This is a genomic window from Streptomyces europaeiscabiei, from assembly GCF_001550375.1.
In the GTDB taxonomy this organism is placed as follows: domain Bacteria; phylum Actinomycetota; class Actinomycetes; order Streptomycetales; family Streptomycetaceae; genus Streptomyces; species Streptomyces europaeiscabiei.
The window spans coordinates 1-12952 of record NZ_LRTR01000355.1 but is presented as its reverse complement, the minus strand read 5'-3'; the positions used below and the strand labels follow the sequence as shown (position 1 = coordinate 12952).

The 12952-nt window shown below is 69.3% G+C and carries 14 protein-coding genes; 4 read left to right on the top strand and 10 right to left on the bottom strand.

Annotated elements, in window-relative coordinates; all coding sequences use genetic code 11:
- The coding region (locus AWZ10_RS16870; protein WP_060891464.1) for a type II toxin-antitoxin system PemK/MazF family toxin at positions 1–336 on the top strand (336 nt) is incomplete at its 5' end.
- Positions 337–641: 305 nt separating this feature from the next.
- Here AWZ10_RS16870 and AWZ10_RS16865 read toward each other — a convergent pair.
- The 8 genes from AWZ10_RS16865 to clpS form a co-directional block, all read right to left on the bottom strand.
- Complete coding sequence (locus AWZ10_RS16865) at positions 642–1592, bottom strand: PLP-dependent cysteine synthase family protein (RefSeq protein ID WP_046707840.1); 951 nt, start codon at positions 1590–1592, stop codon at positions 642–644.
- A 6-nt stretch (positions 1593–1598) separates the two neighbouring features.
- Positions 1599–1877, bottom strand: a complete 279-nt coding sequence (locus tag AWZ10_RS16860) for a MoaD/ThiS family protein (RefSeq protein WP_037703545.1) — start codon at positions 1875–1877, stop codon at positions 1599–1601.
- A gap of 114 nt (positions 1878–1991) precedes the next feature.
- Complete coding sequence (locus tag AWZ10_RS55480) at positions 1992–2087, bottom strand: putative leader peptide (protein ID WP_319054855.1); 96 nt, start codon at positions 2085–2087, stop codon at positions 1992–1994.
- A gap of 101 nt (positions 2088–2188) precedes the next feature.
- Positions 2189–3256: a LacI family DNA-binding transcriptional regulator gene (locus AWZ10_RS16855; protein WP_046707839.1), complete on the bottom strand. Its 1068-nt coding sequence runs from the start codon at positions 3254–3256 to the stop codon at positions 2189–2191.
- Between the two features lie 74 nt (positions 3257–3330).
- Positions 3331–3753, bottom strand: coding sequence for a M67 family metallopeptidase (locus AWZ10_RS16850; protein WP_060891463.1), 423 nt, complete (start codon positions 3751–3753; stop codon positions 3331–3333).
- A gap of 77 nt (positions 3754–3830) precedes the next feature.
- Positions 3831–5276 carry an amino acid permease gene (locus tag AWZ10_RS16845; RefSeq protein ID WP_046707837.1) on the bottom strand — a complete coding sequence of 482 codons (1446 nt, stop codon included), beginning with the start codon at positions 5274–5276 and terminating at the stop codon, positions 3831–3833.
- A gap of 473 nt (positions 5277–5749) precedes the next feature.
- Positions 5750–6352, bottom strand: coding sequence for a DUF2017 domain-containing protein (locus AWZ10_RS16840; protein WP_046707836.1), 603 nt, complete (start codon positions 6350–6352; stop codon positions 5750–5752).
- 11 nt (positions 6353–6363) lie between these two features.
- Positions 6364–6681, bottom strand: coding sequence for an ATP-dependent Clp protease adapter ClpS (gene clpS / locus AWZ10_RS16835; protein ID WP_046707835.1), 318 nt, complete (start codon positions 6679–6681; stop codon positions 6364–6366).
- Between the two features lie 111 nt (positions 6682–6792).
- Here clpS and AWZ10_RS16830 point away from each other — a divergent pair, with 111 nt between their 5' ends.
- Positions 6793–8121 (top strand): nicotinate phosphoribosyltransferase, encoded by a 1329-nt coding sequence (locus AWZ10_RS16830; protein WP_046707834.1) that lies wholly within the window; start codon positions 6793–6795, stop codon positions 8119–8121.
- Positions 8122–8396: 275 nt separating this feature from the next.
- The gene (locus AWZ10_RS16825) at positions 8397–8984 is read left to right on the top strand and encodes an isochorismatase family protein (RefSeq protein WP_046707833.1); all 588 of its coding nucleotides are present in this window, start codon (positions 8397–8399) and stop codon (positions 8982–8984) included.
- 66 nt (positions 8985–9050) lie between these two features.
- Here AWZ10_RS16825 and AWZ10_RS46895 read toward each other — a convergent pair whose 3' ends face one another.
- Entirely contained in the window at positions 9051–9338 is a 288-nt protein-coding gene (locus AWZ10_RS46895; RefSeq protein WP_107084629.1) for a hypothetical protein, read from the bottom strand.
- 354 nt (positions 9339–9692) lie between these two features.
- Positions 9693–12047: an immune inhibitor A domain-containing protein gene (locus tag AWZ10_RS16815; protein WP_162948398.1), complete on the bottom strand. Its 2355-nt coding sequence runs from the start codon at positions 12045–12047 to the stop codon at positions 9693–9695.
- Positions 12048–12513: 466 nt separating this feature from the next.
- Between AWZ10_RS16815 and AWZ10_RS16810 the strand changes: the two genes are divergently transcribed.
- Complete coding sequence (locus tag AWZ10_RS16810; RefSeq protein ID WP_060891462.1) at positions 12514–12804, top strand: hypothetical protein; 291 nt, start codon at positions 12514–12516, stop codon at positions 12802–12804.
- Positions 12805–12952: the final 148 nt, after the last annotated feature.

Genomic DNA, 12952 nt, shown 5'->3' with positions numbered 1-12952 from the left:
TCCGAGCGGGTGCGCGGGCCCGTACCGGGGCCCCGGCCCGCCGAGATCTGGTGGGCGAGCGTGCCCTTCGAGGACGGGCCCGGCGGCAAGGACCGGCCCTGTCTCGTGCTGGCCGTGCGCGGGGATCGCGCGCGGGTCGCCAAGATCACCAGTCGGTATCGTGACGAGCGCGCCGGGGTGATTCCCCTGCCCCCGGGCACCGTCGGCGACAGCCGGGGGCGGCCCAGCTTTCTGGAGACGGGCGAGCTGCGGGAGGTGCCGGTCCGGGACTTCCGGCGGAAGGCCGGTGTGGCGGATCCGATCCTGTGGGACCAGGTCCGCCACCTCTCGAACTGACGGGGACTTTTTCGCCCCCGCCGCCCCTACCCGTCCCATCCCCAGGGGCTGCGCCCCTTCGACCCCCACCCGCGGGTCCGGTGGGGGCTGGTCGCGCAGTTCCCCGCGCCCCTTGAGGGCCTACGGCCACTCAGGGGCGAAAAGCGCGGGGCGCAGCCCCTGCTTTTCAGGGGCGCGGGGAACTGCGCGAGAAGCCCCACCCACCCGCACCCGACCACGCACCCCCCTCGGGGTCGAAGGGGCAGCGTCCCTGGGGGGATGGGACGGGTAGGGGCGGCGGGGGCGAGGAAAAGGCCTGCGTGCCCCTACGCCCAGAGCTGGCCCTGCAAGGTCTCGATGGCCTCTTCTGTCGTCGCCGCCGTGTAGACGCCCGTCGAGAGGTACTTCCAGCCGCCGTCGGCCACGACGAAGACGATGTCGGCGGGTTCGCCGGCCTTCACCGCCTTGTTGCCGACTCCGATCGCCGCGTGCAGCGCCGCCCCCGTGGAGACGCCCGCGAAGATGCCCTCCTGCTGGAGCAGCTCGCGGGTGCGGGTGACCGCGTCGGCGGAGCCCACGGAGAAGCGTGTGGTGAGGACGGACGCGTCGTAGAGCTCGGGGACGAAGCCCTCGTCGAGGTTGCGCAGGCCGTAGACGAGGTCGTCGTAGCGGGGCTCGGCGGCGACGATCTTGACGTCCGGCTTCCGTTCGCGCAGGAAGCGGCCCACGCCCATCAGGGTGCCGGTGGTGCCGAGCCCGGCGACGAAGTGGGTGATGGAGGGGAGGTCCGCGAGGATCTCCGGGCCCGTCGTCGCGTAGTGGGCGCCCGCGTTGTCAGGGTTGCCGTACTGGTAGAGCATCACCCAGTCGGGGTGCTCGGCCGACAGCTCCTTGGCGACGCGTACGGCCGTGTTGGAGCCGCCCGCCGCCGGGGACGGGATGACCTCGGCGCCCCACATGCCGAGCAGGTCGCGCCGCTCCTGGGAGGTGTTCTCGGGCATGACGCAGACCATGCGGTAGCCCTTGAGCTTCGCCGCCATGGCGAGGGAGATGCCCGTGTTGCCCGAGGTGGGCTCCAGGATCGTGCAGCCGGGCGTCAGACGGCCGTCCTTCTCCGCCTGTTCGATCATGTGCAGGGCGGGACGGTCCTTGACCGAGCCCGTCGGATTGCGGTCCTCCAGCTTCGCCCAGATACGGACGTCGGCGGACGGCGACAGCCGCGGCAGGCACACCAGAGGGGTGTTGCCCACCGCGGCCAGCGGGGAGTCGTAGCGCATGGGTGATCAGGCCATGCCGCCGGCTACCGCCGGCAGGATGGTCACGTTGTCGCCGTCGGACAGCTTGGTGTTGATGCCCTCCAGGAAGCGGACGTCCTCGTCGTTCAGGTACACGTTGACGAAGCGGCGCAGTTCACCGCCGTCGACGATGCGGGCGTGGATGCCCGTGTGACGGGTTTCGAGGTCGGTGAACAGGTCGGCGAGCGTGGCACCGGCACCCTCCACCGCCTTCTGACCGTCGGTGTACTGGCGGAGGATGGTGGGGATGCGGACCTCGATGGCCATGGGGTGCGGCTCCTGTCGAAAGTGGTCGGGTCGGTTGCGCGCGGCAGCGCGAAGTGCGTGGTCACACAGGGGTCGGCGCCGCGGCTCACGGCCGTACGGCGGCAGGGGTAGGCGTCAACAGATGGCGCTGGCAAGCCTGCACAGGTCGACGTGCAGCCGCGCCACGAGCAGTACGCCCGGCGTCTTCTCGCTCACGTCGTCACAAACCATGCGCACATCGTATCGATTCCCGGTCCGGGTCCCGGAATGTGATCCCACATGCCGGACGGATCCGGGCCGGGGAATGAGACCGCGCACTTCGGCGACCTGCATCAGGCCGACTGCCGTACGACCAGACGCGTCGGTGTGACCACGGAGGACAGGGAGTGTCCGGCCGCCGGAGCCCCTCCGTCCGCCTGCTCCTCCGTGTGGCTGAACAGCAGCCGGGCCATCAGTCGGCCCATGCCCTCGATGTCCTGGTGGACGGTGGTGAGCGGTGGGTCGGTGTGCTCGGCGATCGGCGTGAGGTCGTCGAAGCCGACGACGGCCACGTCGTCCGGCACCCGGCGTCCGTGCTCGCGCAGCACCTGGAGCGCGCCGGAGGCCATGAGGTCGGAGGCGACGAAGACGGCGTCCAGGTCGGGGCAGCGGTCGAGGAGCGCGGCCATGGCGTCGAAGCCGCCCTGCCGGGTGTAGTCGGAGTGTTCGGCCAGGAGGGGCGGGGCGTCCGGCAGGATGTCCCGGTAGCCCTCCAGGCGGTCGAAGGCGGAGGCCTCCCGGTCGACCGGGCCGGTGATCGTCGCGACGCGTTCCCGGCCGAGCGAGACCAGATGGCGGACGGCCTCGCGGGCCCCGCCCCGGTTGTCGGCGTCGACGTACACGCGGTCGTGCACGGGTTCGCCCTCGCGGACCAGCGGACGGCCGCCGAAGACGGCGGGCAGGCCGAGCCGGTCGATCATGCCGGGCAGCGGGTCGTCGGCGCGCAGGGAGAAGAGCAGGGCTCCGTCGACATGGCCGCCGCCCAGGAATTCGCCGACGCGCGGGTACTCCTCGGGCTCCTCCAGGAAGAGGAGGACGGGCTGGGCCCCGTGGGCGACCAGTTCCTTGCGGATGCCCCGGAGGTGGAGGTCGAAGAAAGGATCGATGAAGAGCCGGTTCTGCGGCTGGCTCGCGACGACGGCGATGGCGTTGTTGCGGCGGGTGACCAGCTGGCGGGCGGCGGAGTTCGGCACGTAGCCCAGTTCGGCGATGACCTCGCGGACCCGTTCGATGACCGCCGCGCGCACCCTGTCCTCGCCGTTGATCACCCGCGACACGGTGGACTTGGACACTCCCGAGCCGCGCGCCACGTCGTCGAGCGTGGGGCGCCGACCGGGCAGTCGTCGTGTCTGTCGAGTCAACACCGTCTCCGTCGCGGGCCGTTGTGTGCGTGCGTACGGACACCGTAGCCGTGAATTGCGCCCCCACCGTCGGTTCAGTACGCCTCCACGATCCGCACCTCCTCCTCGGTCACCTCACCCTCGACGATCCTGAAGGAGCGGAACTGGAACTCGCCGAGGCCGTCGGTGTCGGCGGTCGAGACGAGGACGTAGTGGGCGCCGGGCTCGTTGGCGTAGGAGATGTCCGTGCGGGAGGGGTGGGCCTCGGTGGCGGTGTGGGAGTGGTAGATGACCACCGGCTCCTCGTCGCGGTCGTCCATCTCGCGGTAGAGCTTGAGCAGGTCGCCCGAGTCGAACTCGTAGAACGTGGGCGACATGGCCGCGTTCAGCATCGGGATGAAGCGTTCGGGCCGGCCCGAACCCTCCGGTCCCGCGATGACGCCGCACGCCTCGTCGGGGTGGTCCTTGCGCGCGTGGGCGACGATCTGGTCGACGAGAGTCTGGGTGATGGTCAGCATGGTCGCCAGGATATGCAACGGGGCCGCTCCGTACCGGAGGGTGGTACGGAGCGGCCCACATGCTGGGCGACGGAGCCTCAGCCGACCTTCTCGAAGTCCGTCTCGCGGCGGTCCGTGACCTCCGGGCTGCGGGACTTCAGCACGGCCCAGCCGATACCGAGGGCCGCCGCCCAGCCGGCCATGACGTAGAGGCTGACGCGGGCCTCGTGGTCGTAGGCGATGAGGCAGGTGACGAAGAGCAGGAAGACGATGGCGATCCAGCTGCCGACCGCGCCGCCCGGTGCCGGGAAGGAGGAGGCGGGCAGCCGGCCGGCGTCGACCGCGCGGCGGTAGCGGACGTGGCTGAACAGGATCATCAGCCAGGTCCAGATACCGGCGCCGGTGGCGACGGAGACGACGTAGCCGAAGGCCTTCTCCGGGACGATGTAGTTCAGGACCACGCCGATGCCCATAAACAGCACGGACACGGCGATGGCGAAGGCCGGCGTCTTGGTGACGGACAGCTTGTTGAAGACCTTGGGGGCCTCACCGCTGTCGGCCAGGGTGCGCAGCATGCGGCCCGTGGAGTACATGCCGGAGTTGCAGGAGGACAGGGCCGCGGTCAGGACCACGAAGTTGACGATCGCGGCGCCCGCCGGGATGCCGATCTTCGCGAAGGCCGCGACGAAGGGGCTCACACCGGGTGCGAACTCGGTCCACTTCACCACGCACAGGATGACGGTGAGGGCACCGACGTAGAAGAGCGCGATACGCCAGGGCAGGGTGTTGATCGCCTTGGGGAGGGTCTTCTCCGGGTTCTCGGACTCACCGGCCGTGACGCCGACCAGCTCGACGGCGAGGTACGCGAACATCACACCCTGCAGGGTCATCAGGGAGGAGCCGATGCCCTTGGGGAAGAAGCCGTCGTAGGCCCAGAGGTTGGAGACGGCGGCGGTGTCGCCTGCCGCGCTGAAGCCGAAGGTGAGGACGCCGAGGCCGATCACGATCATGCCGATGATCGCGGTGACCTTGATCATCGAGAACCAGAACTCGATCTCGCCGAACAGCTTCACCGAGATCAGGTTCGCCACGAACAGGATGACCAGGAAGACCAGGGCCGAGACCCACTGCGGGACGTCCGGGAACCAGTAGTTGATGTAGATCGCGGCGGCGGTCAGCTCCGCCATGCCGGTGACGACCCACAGCAGCCAGTACGTCCAGCCGGTGAAATAGCCGAAGAACGGGCCGAGGAACTCACGGGAGTACTCCGCGAAGGAGCCGGAGACGGGGCGGTAGAGCAGCAGCTCGCCGAGCGCCCGCATGATGAAGAAGATGATGACGCCGGCGAGGGCGTACATCAGGATGAGGCTCGGTCCCGCCTTGGCGATGTTCGCCCCGGCGTTGAGGAAGAGGCCGACGCCGATGGCGCCGCCGATCGCGATCATCTGGACCTGCCGGCTGCCGAGCCCGCGCTCGTACCCCTCTTCGGGTGCGTCGCCGCGCACGGCATCGTCGCCGTTCTTGTTGACCTGAGCGGAGGTCATGTATGGGGCGCCTTTCTCCACGCTGGGCCGATCCGGGCCGTTCGTCGACCCCGGATCGGGTTCCGATCCCCCCGGATGTGATGGAGCTGAGCGGGCTTCGCGAGCCCGCTCGTCGCCTGGCCGGCGATGGCCGGCTCGGTGGCGCACCCGGACGGGACATGGGTGGCGTCCGTCGGGCGGTCGTGAAGATTTATCACGGCCGCAATAGTGATCCACTGGTCGTTTTGTGGCGCACAACACAGGGAGAAGCAGACAAAAAACACCCGCAAGGGCATCCCTCACCGCCGTGGTGACACGATCGTTATCCGGATCTGAGTGTCCTCTGAGCGAACGTGGAGCGTACGTGGAAGGACCATGGAGCGAACGTGCGGCCGACGTGCTGTCGATGTGCAGCGGGCGTGAGGAGGCGGAGGCCCGACGCCGGATTCCGGCCTCAGCGCATCAGGCCAACGGGCCATCAGGGCATCAGGGCATCAGGGCATCAGGGTGGTGACGAGCGAGTCCTGGAGGCCGCCCAGCCACAGGTACGCCATCACCATCGGCTTGCGCGGGTCCTCGTCCGGGAGACGGTAGAGGAGGTCGGTGTCCTCCTCGTCGACGACGTCGAGCCGGGAGCCGATGGCCAGACGCAGGTCGTTGAGGCAGCCGAGCCAGTGCCGGGAGTCGTCCGCCGACAGCTTCAGCACGGCCCCGCCCTCACCGGTCGCCGCCAGCGCGTCCAGGGAGTGGATCACCGCGAGGGCCTTCTCGCGCTTGCCGGCCCGCAGGTCGTTCTCGGTGAAGCGGCGGAACTCCGAGGAGTACGCCCGCTGCTCCTCCGCCTCCCGGGCGCCCGGGGTGCCCTCGGGGTCGCTGTAGGCGTCCGGGAACAGTCGCAGCAGGACGGGGTCCTTGGGCGGCTCGCTCGGGCCCTCGGCGAAGAGTTCGGCGAGCGGGTCGTCACCGGCGTCCTCCGCCGGACCCGGGCCGATCAGCTCCAGGAGCTGCACCGCCAGCGAGCGGATGATGGAGATCTCGACCTCGTCGAGGGCGACGGCCGCGCCGCCGCCGGGGAGCGATTCGAATTGTCCTGGCATCAGGTGCGTCGCTACTTCCGGTCCTGCTGGAGGGTGGCCCACAGACCGTAGCCGTGCATGGCCTGTACGTCGCGTTCCATCTCCTCGCGTGATCCGCTGGAGACGACCGCGCGGCCCTTGTGGTGGACGTCGAGCATGAGTTTGGTGGCCTTGTCCTTCGAGTACCCGAAGTACGCCTGGAAGACATACGCCACATAGCTCATGAGATTCACCGGATCGTTGTGGACGATCGTGACCCACGGAACGTCGGGTTCGGGTACGGCGAAGACCTCCTCCGCCGATTCGGTCTTCTCGATCTCCAGGGGTACGGCTGCCGTCACACCGCCCATGCTGCCACCACAGGGGGGTCCCCGCACAAATGCAGGCCTCCGACCAGGGCACATGAGAAACGGCCCCCCAGAAATCGTCAGATTGACGAGATGGGAGTACGATCCCTTGCCATGAACACAGCGGACCTTGGTTTGCCGGTCGACGTCCCCTCGACCGCGCTCTTCACGGACCACTACGAACTCACGATGCTGCAGGCCGCGTTGAAAGCGGGCACGGCCGAGCGGCATTCGGTGTTCGAGGTCTTCACACGGCGGTTGCCGGAGGGACGTAGGTACGGCGTGGTGGCCGGCACCGGCCGGGTGCTGGACGCGGTCGAGAACTTCCGCTTCGACCCGGGCGTCCTCGGCTTCCTGCGCGAGCGCTCCATCGTCAACGCGGAGACCCTCGACTGGCTCGCCGGCTACCGCTTCGGCGGAGACGTGTGGGGCTACCAGGAGGGCGAGGTGTACTTCCCCGGCTCGCCGATCATGCGGGTCGAGGGCACCTTCGCGGAGTGCGTCCTCCTGGAGACCGTGATCCTCTCCATCCTCAACCACGACTCGGCGATCGCGGCCGCCGCCTCCCGGATGTCCAGCGCCGCCGGACAGCGCCCGCTGATCGAGATGGGCGCCCGGCGCACGCACGAGCTGGCCGCCGTGGCCGCCTCGCGCGCCGCGTACGTCGGCGGCTTCACCTCCACCTCGGACCTGGCCGCCGGCTTCCGCTACGGCATCCCGACGGTCGGCACCAGCGCCCACGCCTTCACCCTGCTCCACGACCGCGAGCGGGACGCCTTCCAGGCCCAGGTGGACTCGCTGGGCCGGAACACCACGCTGCTCGTCGACACGTACGACGTCGCCGAGGCCGTACGGACCGCCGTGGAGATCGCCGGGCCCGAGCTCGGTGCCGTGCGCATCGACTCCGGTGATCTGCTCCTCGTCGCCCACCGGGTGCGGCAGCAGCTGGACGAGCTGGGCGCGACCGACACGCGGATCATCGTGACCTCGGACCTCGACGAGTACGCCATCGCCTCGATGGCGGCGGCACCGGTGGACGCGTACGGCGTCGGGACGCAGCTGGTGACCGGCTCCGGTCATCCCACCTGCTCGATGGTCTACAAGCTCGTCGCCAGGGCGGAGTCCGCGGACCCCACGGACCCGCTGGTGGCCGTGGCGAAGAAGTCCACGGGCGGGAAGACGTCCGTGGGGGGCCGCAAGTGGGCGGCCCGGCGGCTGGACGAGCACGGCGTGGCGGAGGCCGAGGTCATCGGCACCGGGCCGGTGCCCGACGATCTCCGGGAGCGCCAGCTCCTCGTTCATCTGGTCAAGGACGGCCGGGTCCTCTCCCGGGAGCCGCTGGACGTCGTACGCGAACGGCATGTGACCGCCCGTGCGAACCTGCCGCTGTCCGCGACACAGCTGTCGCGCGGGGAAGCGGTCATTCCGACGGAGTACGTCTGAGCCTCTCGGGTACGTGCAGGGTGTCGGGCGGGCGCACGCTGGGGTGCAGACCGGGGTGAACATGTCCGGCGCGCCCTGCCGCGAGCCCCCCGAGCGCCCGCGTGTTCGGCCTGTGCTCCGGTGCGCGCACCGGGCGAGCGCCGGATGCCCCCTCCCGCACAGCTCTCGAAGTCTCTAGGCTCGGAAGTTCTCGGTTTCGAAGTCCAGCGTTTCGAAGTCCAGCGTTTCGTGTCCCACCCACCCGAAGAACCGAAGAGTCTAAGGACACCGACACCATGCGCCGCGCCTTGATCGTCGTTGATGTGCAGAACGACTTCTGCGAGGGGGGCAGCCTCGCGGTGGCCGGCGGTGCCGATGTGGCCGCCGCCGTCACCGAGCTGATCGGCCAGGCGGCCGGCCCCGGCTACCAGCACGTGGTGGCCACCCGCGACCACCACATCGCGCCCGGTGGCCACTTCTCCGACAATCCCGACTACGTCCACTCCTGGCCCGCCCACTGTGTCGCCGGGACGGAGGGGGTCGGGTTCCACCCCAACTTCGCGCCCGTGATCGCCTCCGGCGCGGTCGACGCGGTCTTCGACAAGGGGGCGTACTCCGCGGCGTACAGCGGTTTCGAGGGCGCCGACGAGAACGGCGTGACCCTCGCGGACTGGCTCCGCGCCCGCGACATCACCGAGATCGATGTCGTCGGCATCGCCACGGACCACTGCGTACGGGCCACCGCCCTGGACGCCGCGAGGGAGGGCTTCCGCACCCAGGTGCTGCTGGACCTCACCGCCGGCGTCGCCGAGGAGACGACCGAGCGGGCCCTGGAGGAGCTGCGGGAGGCGGGCGTGGAGCTGTCGGGCAAGCCGGTGGTCTAGGCACATCCGGCCGACGACGCCGGTGCGCGCGGGCCTCTCCCGGTCGCATCCGTACGGTCGGCGGGGTCACGCCCGTACGGTCGGCGGCCTCCTCAGCAGCGCTCTGATCGGATGCCAGAGTTCCGGTGTCGTGGCGGCCGGGCAGGCCGGCGAGGTGCGCCATATGAGGCCGTCGGGGTGGTGCAGGACGGCCGTGATCTCGTCGGGGGTAGGGGGCGCCGCGTTGCCGCGGAGGTAGATCGCCCGCATGCCCAGGTTGCGGAGCCGGGTGAGGGCCCGGGAACGGTTCGCGGCGAGGACGAGGACGCGTACGGCCCCGTCGCCCGGCACAGCCCCGGCCGGAACGCCCGACATGGCCCCGGCCGGAACGCCGAACACCGTCCCGGACACCGCCGGAGCTGCGGACACAGCCCCGGTCAGAGCCCCGCCCGCGACTACGGTCCCGGCGCCGGCCACGGCCCCGACCACGCCTTGGGACCCGGGCACGGGCAGCACGCCCCCCGCGCCCCGTGCCGGCGTTCCCGGCAGGTTGAGCGCGACGACGACATTGCCGTCCGGCAGTTTGCAGAAACCTCCTGCGGCCATGCAGGTCACACCCCCGTGAGCGTCAGTGTCAATAAGAAGACCACAGCACGCACCTAAACACGTCCGGCCGCGACCCGCCAAGGGGGTCGCGGCCGAACATGCTCTGACCTGCGGAAATGCGAATTACTTCACCGCGGGGCCGACCTTGACCGACATCGTGGAGCCGTCCTCGGCCTCCTTGACGATCTCGATCTTGGTGTTGGTGTCAGTGACCTTGACACCGGCGAGCGGGGTGGCCGCGTCGTAGTAGGTGTTGGTCCGGTCGTTGAACACCGACACACCCGCCGACGACGGGATCGTCGTCAGCACGTCCGCCTTGTGCAGCTTCAGGCCGTCCGTGCGGTAGAGGCTGAACGGCGAGTCGTAGGCCTGGATCCGGCTGCGCATCGCCGTGCCGTCGGCCCACTTCAGGGCCGCCGGGTGCGAGTCGACCGGCAGGACCAGACCCGTGCCCGGGTGGACGCTCGTGTTGTTGTCCGCCTGCGAGGTGTCCCACTTCCAGATCAACAGACCGTTCTGGTACGGGAAGTGCTCCACCCAGTCCGGACGCGTGGTCGAGAAGCCGAAGTTGTACGGGCCGACCTTCAGGGTCTCGTCGTACGACACGTACTGGCGGTTCTCGGCGATGTAGTACTGCGCGTAGTCGTCGGTGATCGACGCGCCCACGCGGGAGAAGCCCTTGGCGGTCCAGGCGGCGTCCGCGCTCTCCGCGTTGTCCGAGAAGAGGACGGAACCGTCGGCGGTCACGGCGATCGAGTCGGCCGTGAAGCCCTTCGGGGCCACGCCGCCGTCCGTCGCGTAACGGAAGCGGAGGTCGAACTTCTTGCCCGCGTAGGCGTTCAGGGAGTACGACAGCTTCTTGTGCGTGGTGGAGGAACCGGTCAGCGCGGGCTTGCCGCTGGCGTCGCGCGGGATCGCCGCGCCGTCCACCGTGCCGTCGATCGTGGTCCAGTTGGCGCCGCCGTCGGTCGACACCTCGGTGTAGAGGTAGTCGTACTCGGCCTCGATGTCGTACCAGCCGTCGAGGGTGAGCGCCGCCGACGACTTGCCCGTGAGGTCCACGGAACGGGTCAGCGTGTTGGAGAGGTTGTCACCGCTGCCGCTCCACCACTGGGTCGAACCCTGCGCCGGCTCGACGATCTCGGTGGCGACCTTCTTCTTCGGCAGCTCGACCACGAGGGCCTGCTTGTCCTTGCTGTTGTACTCCGCGACCCCGAGCTTGTGCCGCGACTTCGTCGCCGCCTTCGCCGTGTCGTAGTCGAGCCAGCCGAGCTGCAGCTTGTCCCAGGCGGTCATGTCGCCGGGCAGGTCGCCGATGGCGTCCTTGCCGGTGCCGAGCCAGGAACCGGACGACATCAGCGTCCAGAAGCCGGTGGAGTTGTCGCCGCCCGCGGTGTCGTAGTGGTCCGGCAGACCGAGGTCGTGACCGTACTCGTGGGCGTAGACACCGAGTCCGCCGTTCTCCGGCTGGACGGTGTAGTCGCCGACCCAGATGCCGGTGTCGCCGATCTTGGCGCCGCCGAGCTTGTTGTCGGCCGGGCCCGTCGCGCCCGCGTCGGAGCCGAACGCGTACCAGCGGTGGGCCCAGATGGCGTCCGTGCCCTGCGCGCCGCCGCCGGCGGACTCGTCCTCACCGGCGTGCACGACCTGGAAGTGGTCGATGTAGCCGTCGGACTCGTTGAAGTCGCCGTCGCCGTCGAAGTCGTAGCGGTCCCACTGGTCGAACTCGGCCACGTCCGCCTTGATCTCGGCGTCGGTGCGCCCCGCTGCCTTCTGCTGGGCGACCCAGGACGTGACACCGTCGCTGACGATGTTCCACACGCTGGAGCAGTTGGTCTGACCGCAGGCGTTGTTGCCGTAGCGGGCCTCGTTGTAGGGGACCTTGACCCAGTCGGAGACCTCGCCCTCGACCGAGTAGCGGCCCGAGGACTGCTTCTCGTAGTACTTCTTGACCGACTCGTCGTTCTTGCCGGTGCCGAAGTAGAGGTCCTGGAAGTACTTCTGGTCGTAGTCCGCCTGCCAGGCCGTGGAGTTGTCCTTGGCCCGGTCCGGCTCGGCTATCTGGTTGTGCGCCGGGCCTGCGGTGCCGCCGTAGCGGCTGTCGATCTTGTCGCCGAACTCGACGAGGATCGTGAAGATCTTGTCGGTCTTCTCGCGGCCGAGCTCGACGTACTTGCTCTTGCCCTTCTTGCTGTCCAGCTTCACGACCTGCGAGCCGTCACGGTCCTTGACCGCGGCGTCGCCGGATATGACCTGCTGCAGGGCCTCCTCGCGCTGAGCCTCCTGAGTCTTGCTCAGAGGGCCGTCGAGGTTGTGCTCGCCGGCGTGCTCGTGGTCCGCCGGGTCGTGCCGGTCCACGGACGCCGCCGGTGTGGCGTCCGCTGCCTGCGCCACCGTGAGGGCCGACATGGTCGCCGCCGCCGTGGCGACCGCGACGCCGATGGCGGCCGCTCTGAACGTCCAGGGTCTACTGGTCACTTGAGGTCCTCCCCCGCGTCCGTTCGCGCGGACGGGGATGGTCCTGTGTGGAGGAATCCGCGCGCGGTATACGCGTGTAGTCAAGTGACGTCATTCGATCGGAGTTTCGAGATAAAAGACAGATCTTGACTTGAACAGGTCAAGTGTATTAATAGGCGTCTACGGGAAGCGCTTGTTCGTTATACGGACGTTACGTGTATCGCTCGCATGTCCCTCGAACCGGCGCGCGTGCGCGGCCCGTTGCCGAAGCCATGAATCCGTGCGCCCCCTGTGCACCCGGCACCGTGTGTCAGGTCACGCTTACCCGTCGTTCCACTCGGGCACCCTGGCGAATAGAGTCGATTGGCGGAGCGCCGGACGTCGGTGAAAGCCAAGCCGACGGCACTGCCTCACCTTTGATTCGTATCCGCAACCTCCCCTTCATCGTGAGAGGCACGGGGAGGCCCCACCCGAGGACACGATTGCCATGCCTCGTCCGACGACCGCACAGCTCGCCTACGGCTCCTGCACCGTGATCTTGTCCACCCTCGCCATGCTGCTGCTGTCACAGACGAGTTCCGGCGCGGGCATCGCGGTGATCGCCCTCTCCGCCCTGGCCCTGGGCCTGCTCGTCGCACTGACCGTGCCGCTGCCCAAGCCCGCGCCCGGCGCCGCCACGCGCCGACCCCGCGCATCCGTCGTCGCCGCGGCCCCGGCCCCGGCGGCCGTGGAGTCCGAGGTGGTCCGGGAGCCGGTGCACGAGCCCACGGGCTCCTGAACCGGCACGCGGTGACAGCTCGCTGAAACGCTTCGGCGGGCCCGGGGACCAAGATCCCGGACCCGCCGTCACCGTGCCGCCCTCGTCACCGTGCCGCCCTCGTCACCGTGCCGCCCTCGTCGCCGTGTCACCGCCGTCGGCGCGCCGC

Excerpts from the sequence above, each read along its gene's own strand:
- AWZ10_RS16810 (WP_060891462.1), top strand. The coding sequence starts at position 12,514 with ATGCCTCGTCCGACGACCGCACAGCTCGCCTACGGCTCCTGCACCGTG.
- AWZ10_RS16840 (WP_046707836.1), bottom strand. The coding sequence starts at position 6,352 with ATGCCAGGACAATTCGAATCGCTCCCCGGCGGCGGCGCGGCCGTCGCC.
- AWZ10_RS55480 (WP_319054855.1), bottom strand. The coding sequence starts at position 2,087 with ATGGTTTGTGACGACGTGAGCGAGAAGACGCCGGGCGTACTGCTCGTG.
- AWZ10_RS16860 (WP_037703545.1), bottom strand. The coding sequence starts at position 1,877 with ATGGCCATCGAGGTCCGCATCCCCACCATCCTCCGCCAGTACACCGAC.
- clpS (WP_046707835.1), bottom strand. The coding sequence starts at position 6,681 with ATGGGCGGTGTGACGGCAGCCGTACCCCTGGAGATCGAGAAGACCGAA.
- AWZ10_RS16845 (WP_046707837.1), bottom strand. The coding sequence starts at position 5,276 with ATGACCTCCGCTCAGGTCAACAAGAACGGCGACGATGCCGTGCGCGGC.
- AWZ10_RS46895 (WP_107084629.1), bottom strand. The coding sequence starts at position 9,338 with ATGTCGGGCGTTCCGGCCGGGGCTGTGCCGGGCGACGGGGCCGTACGC.
- AWZ10_RS16825 (WP_046707833.1), top strand. The coding sequence starts at position 8,397 with ATGCGCCGCGCCTTGATCGTCGTTGATGTGCAGAACGACTTCTGCGAG.
- AWZ10_RS16830 (WP_046707834.1), top strand. The coding sequence starts at position 6,793 with ATGAACACAGCGGACCTTGGTTTGCCGGTCGACGTCCCCTCGACCGCG.
- AWZ10_RS16850 (WP_060891463.1), bottom strand. The coding sequence starts at position 3,753 with ATGCTGACCATCACCCAGACTCTCGTCGACCAGATCGTCGCCCACGCG.
- AWZ10_RS16865 (WP_046707840.1), bottom strand. The coding sequence starts at position 1,592 with ATGCGCTACGACTCCCCGCTGGCCGCGGTGGGCAACACCCCTCTGGTG.